Here is a 15,794-nt window from a genome sequence, read left to right as displayed (position 1 = left end):
AATGAAAAATTTAGTAGTAGAAGAAATAGATAAAATAAAAGAAAAATTATTTGAAATGTCAGATGAAATCTACGACAAGCCAGAATTATGTTTTGAAGAACACTTTGCAAGCAATCTACTAGAAGATTATCTTGAAGAAAAGGGCTTTGTTGTAGAAAGAGGCTTGGGAAGCCTTGACACAGCTTTTAGAGCAAAATATTCTAAGGGCGATGCAAAATACAATATTGGACTTTTATGTGAATACGATGCACTTCCCATGGGTCATGGTTGTGGACATCAAATGCAAGGACCTTCAATAATTGGTGCCGCAGTAGCTATAAAAAATGCTGTAAAAAATCTCCCCTTTAATTTAATCGTCTATGGAACTCCAGCCGAAGAAGGTGGCGGCGGAAAGATGATAATGTTAAAGGAAGGATATATAAAAGACATCGACATAGCTCTTATGATGCATGCTGGGCCAGCTACGCAAGTAGATGTAAAGTCAATGGCATTGTCATCAAGATTTGTAAAATTTTTTGGGAAATCATCTCACGCAGCATTGAAACCAGAAGATGGTAGATCAGCCTTTGATGCATTGTTACTGACATTTCAAGGATTAGAATTTTTAAGAGAGCATGTAAAAGAGGATACTAGAATGCACTACACAGTACAAACACTTCCAGGACCTGCAAATGTAGTTCCAAGTGAAGCAGAAGGGCACTTCTCTTTGAGATCTTATAATTCAAAATATTTAGATGAAGTTGTAGAAAGATTTGACAATATAGTAAAAGGGGCAGCTCTTATGACGGGAACAACTTATGAAATAAAAGAAGATAGAAGACTTGAATCAAAAATACCAGCCTATATTTTAAATGACTTGATAATGAAAAATGCAGAAGAACTTGGAGCACCAAGAATAAAAGGTGCAAGAGAAAAAACAGGGTCTACAGATTTTGGAAATGTAACATATCTAATGCCGGGATCCTGTGCGAGAATTGCCTTTGTACCAGAAGGCACATCATCACATTCACAAGAATTTTTAGACTTAGGGAAGGCTAAAGAAGCCCATGATTGTATAGAATATGGTGCAAAAATTATTGCAACAACAGTTTATGATTTAATTGAAGATCCAAAATTGATTGAAAAATCGATTGAAGATTTCAAAGAATACAAATCAAATATGTAATAAAAAGCTTCCTGAGAAGATCTCGGGAAGCTTTAACTTTTTACGACAAATTTATTGCCACATTCTTTACAAGTAACTCTAATTTTGCCCTTTCCCTTTGGAACTTTCATTTCTAATTTACAATTTGGACATTTTATGTACTTGTAAATTTTTCTATTATCATATTTACTTTTTGATGAAAAAAACTTTCTTCTTAAAGGATAGGTGCTGTCCAAAAACTTTTTATTTTCAGAGTATCTTGCACTTATATCACGTGAAAAAGCTCTATAATAGGAATATGATATTAAAATCAAAGCTGCAAAGGAAAGGGCAGCAGTTTTTGTAAAGAGATTAATTATTAGAAGAATTAAGGATAGAAACAAAATAAATTTGCCCAACTCATCTTGACCATATCTCCCAAGCATAAAACTTCTAATCTTTTCTTTAAAATTCAAAAAATCACTCTTTCTAAATCACAAATCTAAAACTTTTATATGTTTTTTAATTACATCTGCCGTTTCCTTTAATCTACCCATTTCTTTATCGGTTAAACTTAATTCTAGCTTTTCTTCGATTCCATCTTTTCCAATTTTTATTGGAGTTGAAATATAAAGATCTTTTAACCCATATTCACCACTTAGAAGACAAGAACCCTTTAGAACAATTTTCTCATCATTTGCTATTGCTTGGATAATGTTATTAACTGTATTTGCTATACCATATTGTGTTGAACCCTTTCCTGTAAAAATATCCCAACCACGACGGCGAGTTTCATCTTCAATTTCATCTCTATTGAAATTTTCAAAAAGTTCTGGATGTATTTCTTCGTACATATCAATAGTAAGGGAATCTATTTTTACTTGGGACCATGGGACAAACTGACTTTCACCATGTTCGCCTAAGACAGTTGCATTTATAGATTTTGGAGAGATGCCAAGTTTATTTGCAATTATAACTTCTAATCTTGCACTGTCAAGAGCAGTACCAGATCCAATTACTCTTTTTTCATCAAAACCGGAAACTTTATAAATTTCATAAGTAATAATATCGACGGGATTTGTAACAACTACAAAAATTCCTTTGAAACCTGCATTAACAATCCTCTTTGTAAAATTTGCAACTTCCCTTTTATTTCCCTCAAGTTCTTGAAGTCTGTCTTTTTCTGGAATTTTGCCAGTACATACTACGACAACATCCCTGTCTTTCATATCTTCATATTCTCCAGCTCTAAATTTCACATCCTTTGGGTAAAAAGGTCTTCCGTCATTAAGATCAATTGCTTGAGAAATGGCTTTTTCTTTTATTATATCATTTAAAATAACATCAGTTGCTATCCCTCTTAAAGCAGAAGTATAAGCAACAATTTCTCCAACAGATCCCGCTCCAATTATTCCTAGTTTCATCTTTTTCCTTCCTTATCAGTTCCTTTGGATTACAGATTTTAGATTTTTAAAAATCATACAAAATTTATCTAAATTTAAAAAAATCCATTTAATCTTAATAAATCCGCTTATCTTTTAATTTCATATTATAATACATTAAAAATAAAAATAAAATTAAAATTTATGTAAATTGTAAAAAGTTTATAAAATTTTTATAAAAAAGTATTGACAAAATTTTATTTGGTGCGTATAATATATTTTGTTGTTAAAACTTCATGCGGGAATGGCGGAATTGGCAGACGCGCTAGACTTAGGATCTAGTTCCAACGGAGTGGGGGTTCAAGTCCTCTTTCCCGCACCATCAATATCCACACAGTCTAACATTTTTAGTTGGACTGTTATTTTTTTGTCTTTATAGATTATTTTGTCGATAAAATCTTTTAAAATATTGAGAAAGTTGGCGAAAACATATAATTATAAATATTTACAATTCAATTACATTTATAACAATCTACTAAAATATCTTTTTTAAAATTTTCTATGGAGTATAATATAAAGGTAATGGGAGGAATCATGAGGAAGACATTTAAAATATTTTTTGCATTTATAATTATAATTTTAATTTTCATATATATTTCGGGATTGTATTTTTTTAGAGATAGATTTATGCCGAGAACTTACATCAATGGATACGATTTTGGACTTACGAAAATTTCTGAATTTGAGAAAAATTATAGCGAACTTTCTAAAAATTTTGTGTTAGATATTGTCGCAAAGGACAAGAAAAATAACGACAAAATCACAGCAGAAGAAATAAAATTTGAAGATAATATTGGCGGTGGATCTATAAAACAAACTCCGCTTTATTGGCCAGTGGCATCTTTAGTCGACAAAAAATATCAGTTGGACACAAATTTAAAATATGATGATGTGGCACTTACTGAAAGACTAAATAATTTAAATCCAGTTAAAAACGAATCAATTCATTCTAAAGATGCGAAAGTTGTTTTTGACAAGGGTGAATTTAAGGTAGAGAAAGAAGTTCATGGAGATTTCGTAAAGCAGGCTGAATTAAGAAGGGCAATAATATCTCATTTCGCAGACAAAAAAGAAAAGTTAAATCTTGAAAAAGAAAATCTTTATATAGAACCAAGCATTATAGCTGATAGCCAGTACATCAAAAATCAATTGGAATCCTATAAAAATCTTTTTACAAAGAAAATAATTTTTGACTTTGACGATAGGAAAGAGGAAGTTACGGGACAGAGTATTATAGCAATGTACTCAAAATCTGATGATGGAACACTTGTTATTGATGAAAACAAAGTTGCGAAATTTGTGGAAAATCTTGCAGCAAAGTACGACACTTTTAGAACTTCAAGAATTTTTAACACAACTGGCATTGGCAAGGTAAAAGTCGATGGGGGAATTTATGGTTGGTTGACAGATAGGCCAAAGACAAGAGCTGAAGTTATTGCGGCACTGAATAAAGATGAAGTTGTTACAATAAAACCAATTTATAGACAAGATGCAGTTTCAAGAACAGTAAACGATATAGGAAACACTTATATTGAAGTGGATCTTGCGAGACAAAAGTTATGGTATTACAACAAGGGCAATCTTGAGTTAGAAACTAATATAGTTTCGGGAAATCCAACTCTTGGAAATGGAACGCCAACGGGTACAGATAGAATTTGGTCTCGTGAAAGAGACAGATTTCTAACGGGAGAAAATTATCGTTCTAAGGTAAATTATTGGCTTCCAATAAATTGGTCTGGAATAGGACTTCACGATGCGACATGGAGATCAAACTTTGGAGGAAATATTTATTTATCTAGTGGATCTCATGGCTGTATAAATATTCCACCAGCAGTTATGAAAAATCTTTTTGACAAAACTTTTAATGGAATGCCAGTTATAGTTTATAATTCAGCAACGCAAAAAGTTCCTGATACAATAGCTACACAGGAAGGGACACAAACAAATCAAGGACAGGTACAATGACAATTATAAAAGTCAATTGATAATTAATATAGATTGAACATAAAATCCTTGCAAAAAATTTAACAAGTGTTATAATTAATTTAAGAAATAAATAATAATTTTAAATCTTCAGGGAAGGGTGCAAATCCCAACCGGCGGTAAAGTCCGCGAGCGAAAGCCGAATTGGTGAGATTCCAATACCGACAGTAGAGTCTGGATGAGAGAATGATTTAAACTTTCACACCCCGAAGGTTCGGGGTTTTTTTATGCCCCAACAGGAGGTAAAATGAATAAAGTAAACTCAAGCACAATGATAAGAACGAAAGACATGACAAAAATTGGAATGTTATCTGTAATTGGTTTTATATTAATGTATTTTCAATTGCCACTTACCTTTGTAGCACCACCATTTATGAAGCTAGATATATCAGATTTGCCAGTTCTCCTTGGTGCCTTTACTATGGGACCAGTTTTTGGAATAATAATTGCAGCATTGAAAAACATTCTTGCATTAATATTTAAGGGAACAATTACAGCGGGCGTTGGCGAACTATCAAACTTTATAGTTTCAGCAACTTTTGCTTTTGTATCAAGCTATATTTATAGAAAACATAAAACATATAATTGGGCAGTTGTCTCACTAACAGTAGGAGTTCTTTTTATGACAGTACTTGCCATGATGTCAAATTACTTTATAGTATTTCCACTTTATGGCAAGGTAATGCCAATGGAAGCTATAATAGCAATGGGTTCAGCCATAACATCGAAAATCACAGGACTTTTTACAATGATGATTTATTCTGTGCTACCTTTTAATTTAATTAAGGGATTTACAACATCAGCTGTGATGATGTTAGTTTATAAAAAAGTTAGCCCATTATTTAAAAACTAATTGGTTTTTAATAAAGTTTATGCAAGTTGTCTTTTGACAACTTGTTTTTTTGTCTTCATATAATATAATTTAATCAAAAGGAAAAGGAGAGGTATAAAAATGAAAATTTTATGTGCAGGTCCAACATCAATCGACGATGAAGTAATGGCATTAATGGGAAAATCTTTTACAAACCCAGACATCGATCCCGAGTATGAAAAAATACATAGGAGAGTGGAAAGAAAGATATCTAAACTTTTAAAGACGGAAGCAACTTCTTTTATAATGCTTGGAGAAGGCATGATTGGACTTGAAGCAGCTATATGCAACCTAGTGGAAGCAGGAGATAGAGTGCTTGTGCTAAACAATGGAGTTTTTGGAGCAGGTTTTGCCGATTTCGTAAAATTTTATGATGGTGTAGCACAAATTTATGAAGATGACTTTAGGCGTGGTTTTGATATAGAAAAATTAAAAAATTTTTTAGCAAAGGATCACGACTTTAAAGTTGCTACAATGGTGCATTGTGAAACTCCATCAGGGATAACAAATGATGTAAAGAGCATTTGCAACCTACTAAATTCCTACGGAATACTCACAGTTGTAGACACGGTATCAGGCATGGGTGGAGAAGATTTTGATTTTGACGATTATAAAGTGGACATAGCAATTGGCGGAAGTCAAAAATGTATATCAGCACCTACTGGGCTAACACTTGTAACAATATCTAAAGATGCAAAAAAGGTGATAGCAAATAGAAAAAAACCAGTGCCAAGCTACTACATGAATTTTTTAAACTATTATGATTATTCCGACGGGTTTGCCTTTCCCTATACAATGAATGAAAATCTAACTTATGCATTAGATCTTGCGCTTGATAAGCTCTTTGAAAGGGACTCTGTAGCGTTACACAAAAATACGCAGAAGTAACTAGAAAAATATTTGAAGATGCAGGTTTTGAACTTTATGCAAAGGATTCAAGAGCTAATACATTAACGGCAGTAATGGTGCCAGAAGGTTTTATAGCAGAAGACATATTAGAAGCATTGAGAAAAAGGGGAATACTAATATCAAAGGGAGCAGGAAATATCTTTGAAAAAGTTTTTAGAATAGGGCATATGGGAAATAATATCTCTTATGAAAATTTCTTGGAACTTTATGAAAAGCTAGATGAAGTGTTTAAAGAACTTGGCATTAAAACGAAAATTTCTTTGAAAAAAGAATTTGAAAAATTAATGGAAAAATAAAATTTTAATCTCTCTATTTAATTCAATAATTAGAAAGATTGTAGCAAAATCCATAGTTTATAAAAGAAAAGAAATATTATTTTGAGATAAATTTAAACTCCATGTTCCTTTAAGGTTTATTATTTATCTTCTTTAATGATATAATGAATTTAATAATACTTTGAGGTGTTTTATGGATTTTAATATAAATGAAGATTTGGGAGATTTTTTTTATGACGAGCCAATGCTAAATCATACATCCTTTTGTGTTGGTGGGCCTGCTAAGTTGTTGATAAAGCCAAAGGACGAGGATTCCCTGGTTGAAATTATAAAGGAAATTAAAAGAAATAATTATAAATTTTATATTCTTGGAAATTGCACAAATGTAATTGTAAAGGACAATGGATTTGATGGCATTATTATTAAACTTAAAAACAAGTTAAGGGATATAAAAAAAGTTGGAAATACAGAAATTTATGCAGGTGCTGGAGTGAGCCTAAAAAAAGTGAGTGAATTTGCAATGGAAAATTCTTTAACGGGTCTTGAATTTGCACATGGCATACCTGGTTCTCTAGGCGGTGGTGTTGTCATGAATGCTGGTGCCTACGATGGCGAGATGAAAAATGTGATTAAAAGCGTGAGACTTCTTGATGAAAATTTAAGGATTATTGAACTCTCAGGCGAAGACATGAATTTTTCTTATAGGCATTCTTTAGTACAAGAAAGGGATTTAATTGTTCTAGGAGCAACCTTTGCTCTTTCCCATGGCGACAAAGATGAGATAAAAGAAAAGTATGAGGAATTTGACAGAAGGCGTGCAGAGAAACAACCTCTCGACAAGCCTTCAGCGGGTTCAACTTTTAAGAGGCCAAAGGGATATTTTGCCGGGAAACTAATTGATGATTCTGGTCTCAGAGGATTTACTCACAATGGTGCAGGTATTAGTGAAAAACACTGTGGATTTGTTGTGAATAAAGACAATGCAAGTGCAAAAGATGTCCTTGAAACTATTGAAATTGTGCAAAAAGTTGTGCAGGATAAATTCGGCGTAAAGATGGAGCGAGAAGTTAAAATCATTGGTGATTGATTTGAATTTTGGTGATTAAATGGAACTTATAATTATTACTGGGATGAGTGGATCGGGCAAGTCCTATGCTCTAGATGTTTTTGAAGATTTGGGATATTATGCAATGGATAATCTAGCGCCAGCGCTACTTCCAAAATTTTGTGAAATGGCTCTAGATGCAAAGAACAAAAACTTTGATAAAGTTGCTGCTGTTGTCGATCTTAGAAGCGGGGAGTTTTTTAATTCTTTTTTCTCTGCCTGTGAAGATTTAAAGGGAATGAATGTAAAGACTAAGCTTTTATTCCTCTACGCAGACATGGAAACTATTATTGCAAGATATAAGGAACTTAGAAGACCTCATCCAATGAGTAGTTCCATTGTCCAAGGTTATAAATTTGAAGAAAAGACCCTTGAAAAAGTAAAAAAAGATGCCGATTTTGTAATTGATACAACGGGTCTTTCTACTAAAAATTTGAGAACACAACTTATGGCATTTATATCTTATGATGAAAAGGATAATTTTGCTATTGAAGTTTCTAGTTTTGGTTATAAAAGAGGAATTTTAAAAGATGCTGACATTGTTTTAGATGTTAGATTTTTGCCAAATCCTTTTTATGTCGAAGAACTAAAAAGTTTAAATGGCAAAAGCGAAGAAGTAAAAAATTATGTAATGAAAAGGGATGTTACAAAAGAGTTTATCAAAAAGACTATTGATTTACTTGAATTTTTGATTCCAAATTATATGGCGGAGCAAAAGAGGGTCCTTACAATTGGAATTGGTTGTACTGGTGGCTTTCATAGATCAGTAGTAATTGCTGAAGAAATTGGAAGAATTTTGAAAGAGGAATATAAATCTACTTATATATCTCACAGAGATATGGAGAAAAATTTATGGAAAAAAAGATAGCAGTTCTTGGTGGAGGTACAGGAATCTCCACTATTTTGCGTGGACTAAAACATCATACAAAAAACATTTCTGCAATTGTATCTATGTCTGATGACGGAGGCGGAAGTGGAATTTTGAGAGAAGAACTTAATATTTTGCCACCAGGTGATGTAAGGAGATGCCTCATAGCACTTTCAAACACCGATGAAACTTTAAAAGACTTATTAAATTATAGATTTAATTCAGGAACTTTAAAAAATCAAAATGTTGGAAATATTTTGATTGCAGCCTTGACTGATATTTTTGGATCCTTTGATAGGGCTCTTATCGAAATGAGCAGTGTATTTAATGTTACTGGGAAAATTATACCTGTTACCTTAGACGAAACTCATCTAGTGGCAGAATTTCTTTCTAAAGACAAAGTTGTTGGTGAGTCTTATATCCCGAAAATGTGTTATAGACTTAATACTAAAATCGAAAAAATGAGCATGATTCCTCATTACCCAAGGGCAAACAAAGAGGCTTTAAGGGCGATTTTAGATGCCGACATAGTAATTATTGGACCCGGTTCACTTTACACATCTATTATTCCAAATTTTTTGATTGCAGGAATAGATGAAGCATTAAGAGATACAAAGGCTCATGTAATTTATATTGCCAATGCAATGACACAAAGGGGAGAGACAAAAAATTATTCATTAAAGGATCATTTCGATGCAATTTTAAAACATTCAAATTATGAATTTATAGACGAAGTAATTGCCAACGACTTTAGAGCAACTAATGATGTATATCAGTATTATTATACTAAAGAAGAATCCACGCCAATTTTTGCAACAGATGATGACAGGACTTATTTCAAAGAGAAAAATGTAGAGTTAACTGAGGGAGACTTTATCGAAATAAAGGATGGATTTATTAGACATGATGGAAACAAAATAGGAGCCAGTATTTTTAAAGCTTCATTGTTGTAAAAAAAATTATAAAATGATATGATTTATTTGTTAAAGGAGGATACAATGAGGAAATATAGAAAGACAGAACATATAGAAAACTTTCTTCGCTCCACTTATGTCGGCGATGCACTTTTTTCTGATATCTTTTTGTATAATGACTCTATTCCAGAGATAAATTACGACGAAATTGATACAAGTGTTGATTTTTTAAATAAAAGAGTAAAATTCCCATTAATGATTAATGCCATGACAGGTGGCAGCAATCTTTCAGAGGAAATAAATAGAAATCTTGCAAATGTTGCATTAGAATTTGACTTGCCAATGGCTGTTGGTTCACAGACAATTGCACTAGAAGATGAGGATTCTAGAAAATCCTTTGAAATAGTAAGAGAAATTATAAAAGACGGGATTGTAATCTCAAATTTAAGTGGTTTTTCAAGTGTTGAAGACGCTAAAAAAGCTATAGAACTTTTGCGAGCAGATGCAATTCAAATTCATTTAAACCCTGCACAAGAATTGGTTCAAACAGAAGGGGAAAGAAATTTTTGTGGAATACTTAAAAATGTTGAAGAAATCGTAAAAAAATCTGAAGTACCAGTTATAGTAAAAGAAGTTGGATTTGGTATGTCTCCAAAAACTGTAAAAAAATTATATGACATAGGAGTTAGATATGTGGACATATCTGGCTATGGAGGTACAAACTTTTTTGAAATAGAAAACCTAAGAGACCCAAACTCCGATATATCAGATTTATTTTCATGGGGAATACCTACTGCTTTGTCGCTAATAGAAGCAAAAAGACTTAACCTAAAAGATTTATGTATAATTTCTGCAGGTGGATTAAAAAATTCTATGGACATAGTAAAAAGTATAGTAGCAGGAGCTTCTATGGCTGCAATTAGTGGAGAAGTACTTTCTTATATCGTTCGTGGCGGTTATGAATATACATTAAAATATGTCGACGGAATAATCGAAAAAACAAAGATGTTAATGATGCTTTCAGGTGCAAAAAACATAGCTGAATTACAAAAAGTTGACTATAAAGTTACTGGAAAGCTAAAAGAATTATTGGAGGGCTAAATGAAATTTCTAAAAAAAGAAGAATTCAAAGATTCAAAATGGTCTGCGGGAGTTACTACAGAAGTTTTTATATACCCAGAAAATGCAAGTGTTGGCGAAAAAAATTTTGATTTTAGAATATCCAGTGCAACTTGTAATGAAAAAGTTTCAAATTACACACCTTACAAAGGATTTAACAGATATATCACGCCAATAGATAATGTGATGAACATAGAAACTGCTGGTGAAAAGTTCAAATTAAACCCCTTTGAAGTTTTATTCTTTAATGGAGATGATGATACAAAATCATCAGGCGATGTTAGAGATTTTAACTTAATTTATAAAAAAGGACTTGAAGCAAAAATGTATGCCCTAAACATCAACAACTTTGAATTTACCACAAGAGCTCGAGCAGTAATATTTAATTATGACGCAAATTTAAAAGTAGATGAAAAAGCTTTTGAGAAATTTTCTGCAATATATCTTGAAGGGGAAAAAGTTGAGATAAAGGGAATAGGAAAAATTATAATTTGTGAATTTTAATTTAATATTTAATTTGATGACCAAGACCCTCTTAACAAATAGTTTAGTAGAGGGTTTTACTTTTTTAAACCGACCTTAAAAATTTTGAACCTAGCATACATTATAGAAAAGCTGTTGTTTAAAGCAAAGGCGGCATTTATATTGAATTTTGGGAGTGTAGCTATTGAAGAAAAACAAAAACTTAAAATTTATTGCTACTATACTTTTCCTATTTGTTGGATTTTTATTTGTTGACGAAAATTTTATTCAACATGATAGTAACTATAATGAAAGTTTTTTAAATAAAATTGAAGAATTTCTGGATATTTTTGGGAATGAATATGAAGTAACTGCTAATAGTCCCTACTATAAAATAGACAAGAATCCACCACAGTTTTCAGAAGACGATTTAAAAATGAGTCCTGATTTTTCAAATTACTCGGAATTAGATGAACTCAATAGAGTTGGACAAGCCAATGCCCTTATTGGGCCAGACTCCATGCCAAAGGCTCCAAGAGGAGATATTTCAAAAGTTTATCCAACTGGTTGGCATCAAAAATTTTATAAATTTGTGGATGGTGGAGCAGTTTACAATAGATGTCACTTAATCGCATATCAGTTAACGGGAGAAAATGACAATTGGAAAAATCTAATGACGGGTACGAGATCATTTAATACTAAAGGAATGCTTCCCTTTGAAAACTCTGTTGCAAATTATATAAGAGACACTGGGAAAAAGGTTAGATATAGAGTAACGCCGATTTTTGTCGATGACGAATTAGTGGCACGTGGTGTAATTATGGAAGCCTATAGCATTGAAGATGGAGGCAAAAAAATTAACTTCAGAGTTTTTGTAAGAAATATTGAAGAAGGCGTAAAAATAGACTATAAAACTGGAAGGACAAAAATTGATAAAAATAATATTATTAAATAATAAGAAAAATTTTAAAAAGCCCACTGTGGCTTTTATTTTTATGTATTTATAATAGTTGATTTTTGCAAAATAATAAAGTTTGATAAAAATCATAAGACTTATTGACAGTTGTATAACTTGTGTTATAATGCTTAAAGCAAAAAAAGGAGAGTATTATGAGACTTAGAAAAAAACATTTTGCAATCCCTGAAATGCGTGAAAATCCTTATGTATTTTTTGACGGACAAAAAAATAAAGGAAAATGGAGTGAAGTTTTTGGCAACGACAATCCAATTTATCTTGAAATAGGCGCAGGAAAGGGTACATTTACTATAGAGTCAGCAAAGAGAAATAAAGATATAAATTATATAATGGTGGACATTGAAACTAATGCCCTTATTTACGCAACTAGAAAAATTTTAGATGAAGATTTAACAAATGTAAGGGCAATGCCGATAAATGCGGAAAATATTTTAGATTATTTTGACAAAGAAGAGATAAGTAGAATCTATATAAATTTTTGCAATCCTTGGCCAAAACTAAAACATAAAAAGAGAAGATTAACTTATCCGAGATTTTTGGAAAAATATAAAATAATATTAAGGCCAAAATCACAGATATATTTTAAGACAGATGACCTAGAGCTATTTGAAGAGAGTCTCGATTACTTTAAGGACTGTGGCTTTTCTACATTAGTAGAAGATTTTGATATGAAACTCGATGAATATCCACAAAATATAGTGACAGAATATGAAAGAAAATTTAGAAAATTAAATCAAAAAATAAAATTTGGCGTATTCGAGCATTATGTTAACTAGTATTTATTTTTAATTGACAATAAACCATGTAAAACATATAATTACTTCAGGAGCTGAAGAGATGGATATTATTGAATTAAAAGAAAAAGTAAAAAAAGGATATGTTATAACAAGGGATGAAGCTATTGAAGTTTATAATAGCGATTATGTTAAGTTGACAGAAGCTGCAGACGAAATTAGAGAGTACTTCTGTGGTAACGACTTTGATGTTTGTACCATAATAAATGCAAAGAGTGGCAGATGTTCTGAGAATTGCAAATTTTGTGCACAATCAGCACATTACAACACAAATATAAAAGAATATGATCTATTAGATGAAGAAACAATTGTAAAGGACGCTCTAGATAAATACAACAGAGGTATTCCAAGATACTCAATGGTAGCAAGTGGAAAGGGACTAACTCCAAAAGACATAGACAAAGTATGCAGCATTACTAGAAAAATATATGAAAAAGCACCAGACATTAAAATATGCCTGTCAGGAGGTATAATTTCTGAAGAATCCTTTGAAAAACTAAAAGATGCAGGAATAAAAAGAATACACAATAACCTTGAAACATCAAGGAAATTTTTCCCGGAAATATGCACAACACATACTTATGATCAAAAGATTGAGACAATAAAAGCAGCGCAAAAAGCGGGAATGGAAATATGTTCAGGTGGATTAATAGGACTTGGAGAAGATTATGAAGACAGAATAGACATGGCATTAGAACTAAGAAAATTAAAGGTACACTCCCTTCCAGTAAACTTACTTAATCCAATAAAAAACACACCCTTAGAAAACAATCAACCACTTTCTATGGAAGAAGTAAATAGAACTTGTGCCACATTTAGATTTATTCTCCCTAAAGCTTTAATTAGACTAGCTGGAGGAAGAGCTTTAATGGAAGACTTTGGCACATCAACATTAAAATCAGGAGCAAATGCTGCAATATCTGGAGTACTTCTAACAACAAAGGGAATAAGCATAGAAGAAGACATGGAAAGATTTAAAGAACTAAACTATAATGTAAAAGCAGTGTAAAAGAAATCAGTAAATATTTATAAGAAAATACTTGACATAAAAAAATAAAAGTAGTAACATATAACAGCTGTAATCAATTCAGCTGTTATTTTTTAAAAAAAATTAAAATAAAAAACCAAAAAACAGTTGACATTAAAAAAATAAGATGCTAAACTATAATAGTTGTATCGCAATACAGCAAACTTTTGTAAAAGTTGAGTAAAAAAGAATTTGAAAAAATGTAAAAAAATACTTGACAAAAAAATCTTACAAGAGTACAATAAATAAGCTACTTCAAAAGAGTAGCGAGAAACATGATAATTAAATAGTGTGAAGATAAAAGATTCATAAAGAATCAAGATTCGTAAAAGAATCACAAAGCAAACCAGAAATTCGTTTAGTTGAAAAAACAAATGAGTCATACAAATTTTAATTGAGAGTTTGATCCTGGCTCAGGACGAACGCTGGCGGCGCGCTTAACACATGCAAGTCGAGCGATGAAATTTTAGCAACTTTCTTCGGGGAGAAGCAAAAATGGATTAGCGGCGGACGGGTGAGTAACACGTGAGTAACCTACCTTAGACATTGGGATAGCCTCGGGAAACTGGGATTAATACCAAATAAAATCATAGAAGCACATGCAACAATGATCAAAACTCCGGTGGTCTAAGATGGACTCGCGTCCCATTAGCTAGTTGGTAAGGTAAAGGCTTACCAAGGCGACGATGGGTAGCCGGCCTGAGAGGGTGAACGGCCACATTGGAACTGAGAAACGGTCCAAACTCCTACGGGAGGCAGCAGTGGGGAATATTGCACAATGGAGGGAACTCTGATGCAGCGACGCCGCGTGAACGAAGAAGGCTTTCGAGTCGTAAAGTTCTTTTATATGGGAAGATAATGACGGTACCATAAGAAAAAGCCCCGGCTAACTACGTGCCAGCAGCCGCGGTAATACGTAGGGGGCTAGCGTTGTCCGGAATCACTGGGCGTAAAGGGTTCGCAGGCGGAAATGCAAGTCAGGTGTAAAAGGCAGTAGCTTAACTACTGTAAGCATTTGAAACTGCATATCTTGAGAAGAGTAGAGGTAAGTGGAATTTTTAGTGTAGCGGTGAAATGCGTAGATATTAAAAAGAATACCGGTGGCGAAGGCGACTTACTGGGCTCATTCTGACGCTGAGGAACGAAAGCGTGGGTAGCAAACAGGATTAGATACCCTGGTAGTCCACGCTGTAAACGATGAGTGCTAGGTGTCGGCAGAAGTCGGTGCCGCAGTTAACACAATAAGCACTCCGCCTGGGGAGTACGTGCGCAAGCATGAAACTCAAAGGAATTGACGGGGACCCGCACAAGCAGCGGAGCATGTGGTTTAATTCGAAGCAACGCGAAGAACCTTACCAGGGCTTGACATACTGAGGACAAGTATAGAGATATACCGTCTTCTTCGGAAGCCTCAATACAGGTGGTGCATGGTTGTCGTCAGCTCGTGTCGTGAGATGTTGGGTTAAGTCCCGCAACGAGCGCAACCCTTATCTTTAGTTGCCAGCATTTAGGATGGGGACTCTAAAGAGACTGCCGATGACAAATCGGAGGAAGGTGGGGATGACGTCAAATCATCATGCCCTATATGTCCTGGGCTACACACGTGCTACAATGGGAGGTACAAAGGGAAGCGAAATAGAGATATTAAGCAAACCTCAAAAAGCCTCTCTCAGTTCGGATTGTACTCTGCAACTCGAGTACATGAAGATGGAGTTGCTAGTAATCGCAGATCAGAATGCTGCGGTGAATGCGTTCCCGGGTCTTGTACACACCGCCCGTCACACCATGGGAGCTTGTAATACCCGAAGCCTGTGAGCAAACCGCAAGGGAGCAGCAGTCGAAGGTAGGATAAGTGACTGGGGTGAAGTCGTAACAAGGTAGCCGTATCGGAAGGTGCGGCTGGATCACCTCCTTTCTAAGGAAAAA

15 protein-coding genes, 1 tRNA gene, 1 rRNA gene and 1 riboswitch are annotated in these 15,794 nt (G+C 33.4%); of the genes, 15 read left to right on the top strand and 2 right to left on the bottom strand.

The genetic code is table 11. The features are described from left to right. The first annotated feature begins 1 nt into the window (after window position 1). Window positions 2–1,165 (top strand): M20 family metallopeptidase, encoded by a 1,164-nt coding sequence (locus tag BIV18_RS03910; RefSeq protein ID WP_075659377.1) that lies wholly within the window; start codon window positions 2–4, stop codon window positions 1,163–1,165. Between the two features lie 32 nt (window positions 1,166–1,197). Here BIV18_RS03910 and BIV18_RS03905 read toward each other — a convergent pair whose 3' ends face one another. Both BIV18_RS03905 and BIV18_RS03900 read right to left on the bottom strand, forming a co-directional pair. Continuing rightward, the gene (locus BIV18_RS03905) at window positions 1,198–1,599 is read right to left on the bottom strand and encodes a zinc ribbon domain-containing protein (protein ID WP_083635521.1); all 402 of its coding nucleotides are present in this window, start codon (window positions 1,597–1,599) and stop codon (window positions 1,198–1,200) included. Window positions 1,600–1,617: 18 nt separating this feature from the next. Continuing rightward, window positions 1,618–2,547 (bottom strand): L-lactate dehydrogenase, encoded by a 930-nt coding sequence (locus BIV18_RS03900; protein ID WP_075659376.1) that lies wholly within the window; start codon window positions 2,545–2,547, stop codon window positions 1,618–1,620. A 256-nt stretch (window positions 2,548–2,803) separates the two neighbouring features. On the opposite strand from BIV18_RS03900, the gene BIV18_RS03895 reads away from it, so the two are divergent. The 14 genes from BIV18_RS03895 to BIV18_RS03835 all read left to right on the top strand — a co-directional run bounded on the left by BIV18_RS03895 (window position 2,804) and on the right by BIV18_RS03835 (window position 15,783). Beyond that, window positions 2,804–2,887: transfer RNA gene (locus BIV18_RS03895), tRNA-Leu, on the top strand. Between the two features lie 212 nt (window positions 2,888–3,099). Continuing rightward, entirely contained in the window at window positions 3,100–4,530 is a 1,431-nt protein-coding gene (locus BIV18_RS03890) for a L,D-transpeptidase family protein (protein ID WP_075659375.1), read from the top strand. Window positions 4,531–4,630: 100 nt separating this feature from the next. Beyond that, window positions 4,631–4,743: riboswitch (FMN riboswitch) on the top strand. Between the two features lie 52 nt (window positions 4,744–4,795). Then, a complete protein-coding gene (locus tag BIV18_RS03885; RefSeq protein ID WP_075659374.1) occupies window positions 4,796–5,401 on the top strand; it encodes an ECF transporter S component in 606 nt (201 codons plus the stop codon). 99 nt (window positions 5,402–5,500) lie between these two features. Next, window positions 5,501–6,307: a pyridoxal-phosphate-dependent aminotransferase family protein gene (locus tag BIV18_RS03880; protein WP_235860778.1), complete on the top strand. Its 807-nt coding sequence runs from the start codon at window positions 5,501–5,503 to the stop codon at window positions 6,305–6,307. 74 nt (window positions 6,308–6,381) lie between these two features. Then, window positions 6,382–6,624, top strand: a complete 243-nt coding sequence (locus BIV18_RS10930) for a hypothetical protein (RefSeq protein ID WP_235860777.1) — start codon at window positions 6,382–6,384, stop codon at window positions 6,622–6,624. A 172-nt stretch (window positions 6,625–6,796) separates the two neighbouring features. Continuing rightward, on the top strand, window positions 6,797–7,690 hold the full coding sequence (gene murB, locus BIV18_RS03875; protein WP_075659373.1) for a UDP-N-acetylmuramate dehydrogenase: 894 nt from the start codon (window positions 6,797–6,799) through the stop codon (window positions 7,688–7,690). 19 nt (window positions 7,691–7,709) lie between these two features. Beyond that, on the top strand, window positions 7,710–8,576 hold the full coding sequence (gene rapZ, locus BIV18_RS03870; protein WP_075659372.1) for an RNase adapter RapZ: 867 nt from the start codon (window positions 7,710–7,712) through the stop codon (window positions 8,574–8,576). After that, window positions 8,561–9,529, top strand: a complete 969-nt coding sequence (locus tag BIV18_RS03865; RefSeq protein WP_075659371.1) for a gluconeogenesis factor YvcK family protein — start codon at window positions 8,561–8,563, stop codon at window positions 9,527–9,529. Before rapZ ends, BIV18_RS03865 begins: the two co-directional genes overlap by 16 nt. Window positions 9,530–9,574: 45 nt before the next feature. Continuing rightward, window positions 9,575–10,591, top strand: coding sequence for a type 2 isopentenyl-diphosphate Delta-isomerase (gene fni / locus BIV18_RS03860; RefSeq protein ID WP_075659370.1), 1,017 nt, complete (start codon window positions 9,575–9,577; stop codon window positions 10,589–10,591). After that, entirely contained in the window at window positions 10,592–11,113 is a 522-nt protein-coding gene (locus BIV18_RS03855) for a HutD family protein (protein WP_075659369.1), read from the top strand. A gap of 163 nt (window positions 11,114–11,276) precedes the next feature. Then, window positions 11,277–12,026, top strand: a complete 750-nt coding sequence (locus tag BIV18_RS03850) for a DNA/RNA non-specific endonuclease (RefSeq protein WP_075659368.1) — start codon at window positions 11,277–11,279, stop codon at window positions 12,024–12,026. A gap of 155 nt (window positions 12,027–12,181) precedes the next feature. Then, window positions 12,182–12,823, top strand: a complete 642-nt coding sequence (trmB, locus tag BIV18_RS03845; RefSeq protein WP_075659367.1) for a tRNA (guanosine(46)-N7)-methyltransferase TrmB — start codon at window positions 12,182–12,184, stop codon at window positions 12,821–12,823. A 61-nt stretch (window positions 12,824–12,884) separates the two neighbouring features. Next, complete coding sequence (gene bioB, locus BIV18_RS03840) at window positions 12,885–13,850, top strand: biotin synthase BioB (RefSeq protein WP_075659366.1); 966 nt, start codon at window positions 12,885–12,887, stop codon at window positions 13,848–13,850. A gap of 408 nt (window positions 13,851–14,258) precedes the next feature. Next, a 16S ribosomal RNA gene (locus tag BIV18_RS03835) occupies window positions 14,259–15,783 on the top strand. Window positions 15,784–15,794: the final 11 nt, after the last annotated feature.

Source organism: Peptoniphilus grossensis (assembly GCF_001940285.1).
Taxonomy (GTDB): domain Bacteria; phylum Bacillota; class Clostridia; order Tissierellales; family Peptoniphilaceae; genus Peptoniphilus_A; species Peptoniphilus_A faecalis.
Note: the sequence above shows the minus strand (reverse complement) of the source record. Positions and strands in the feature narration are given on the sequence as shown.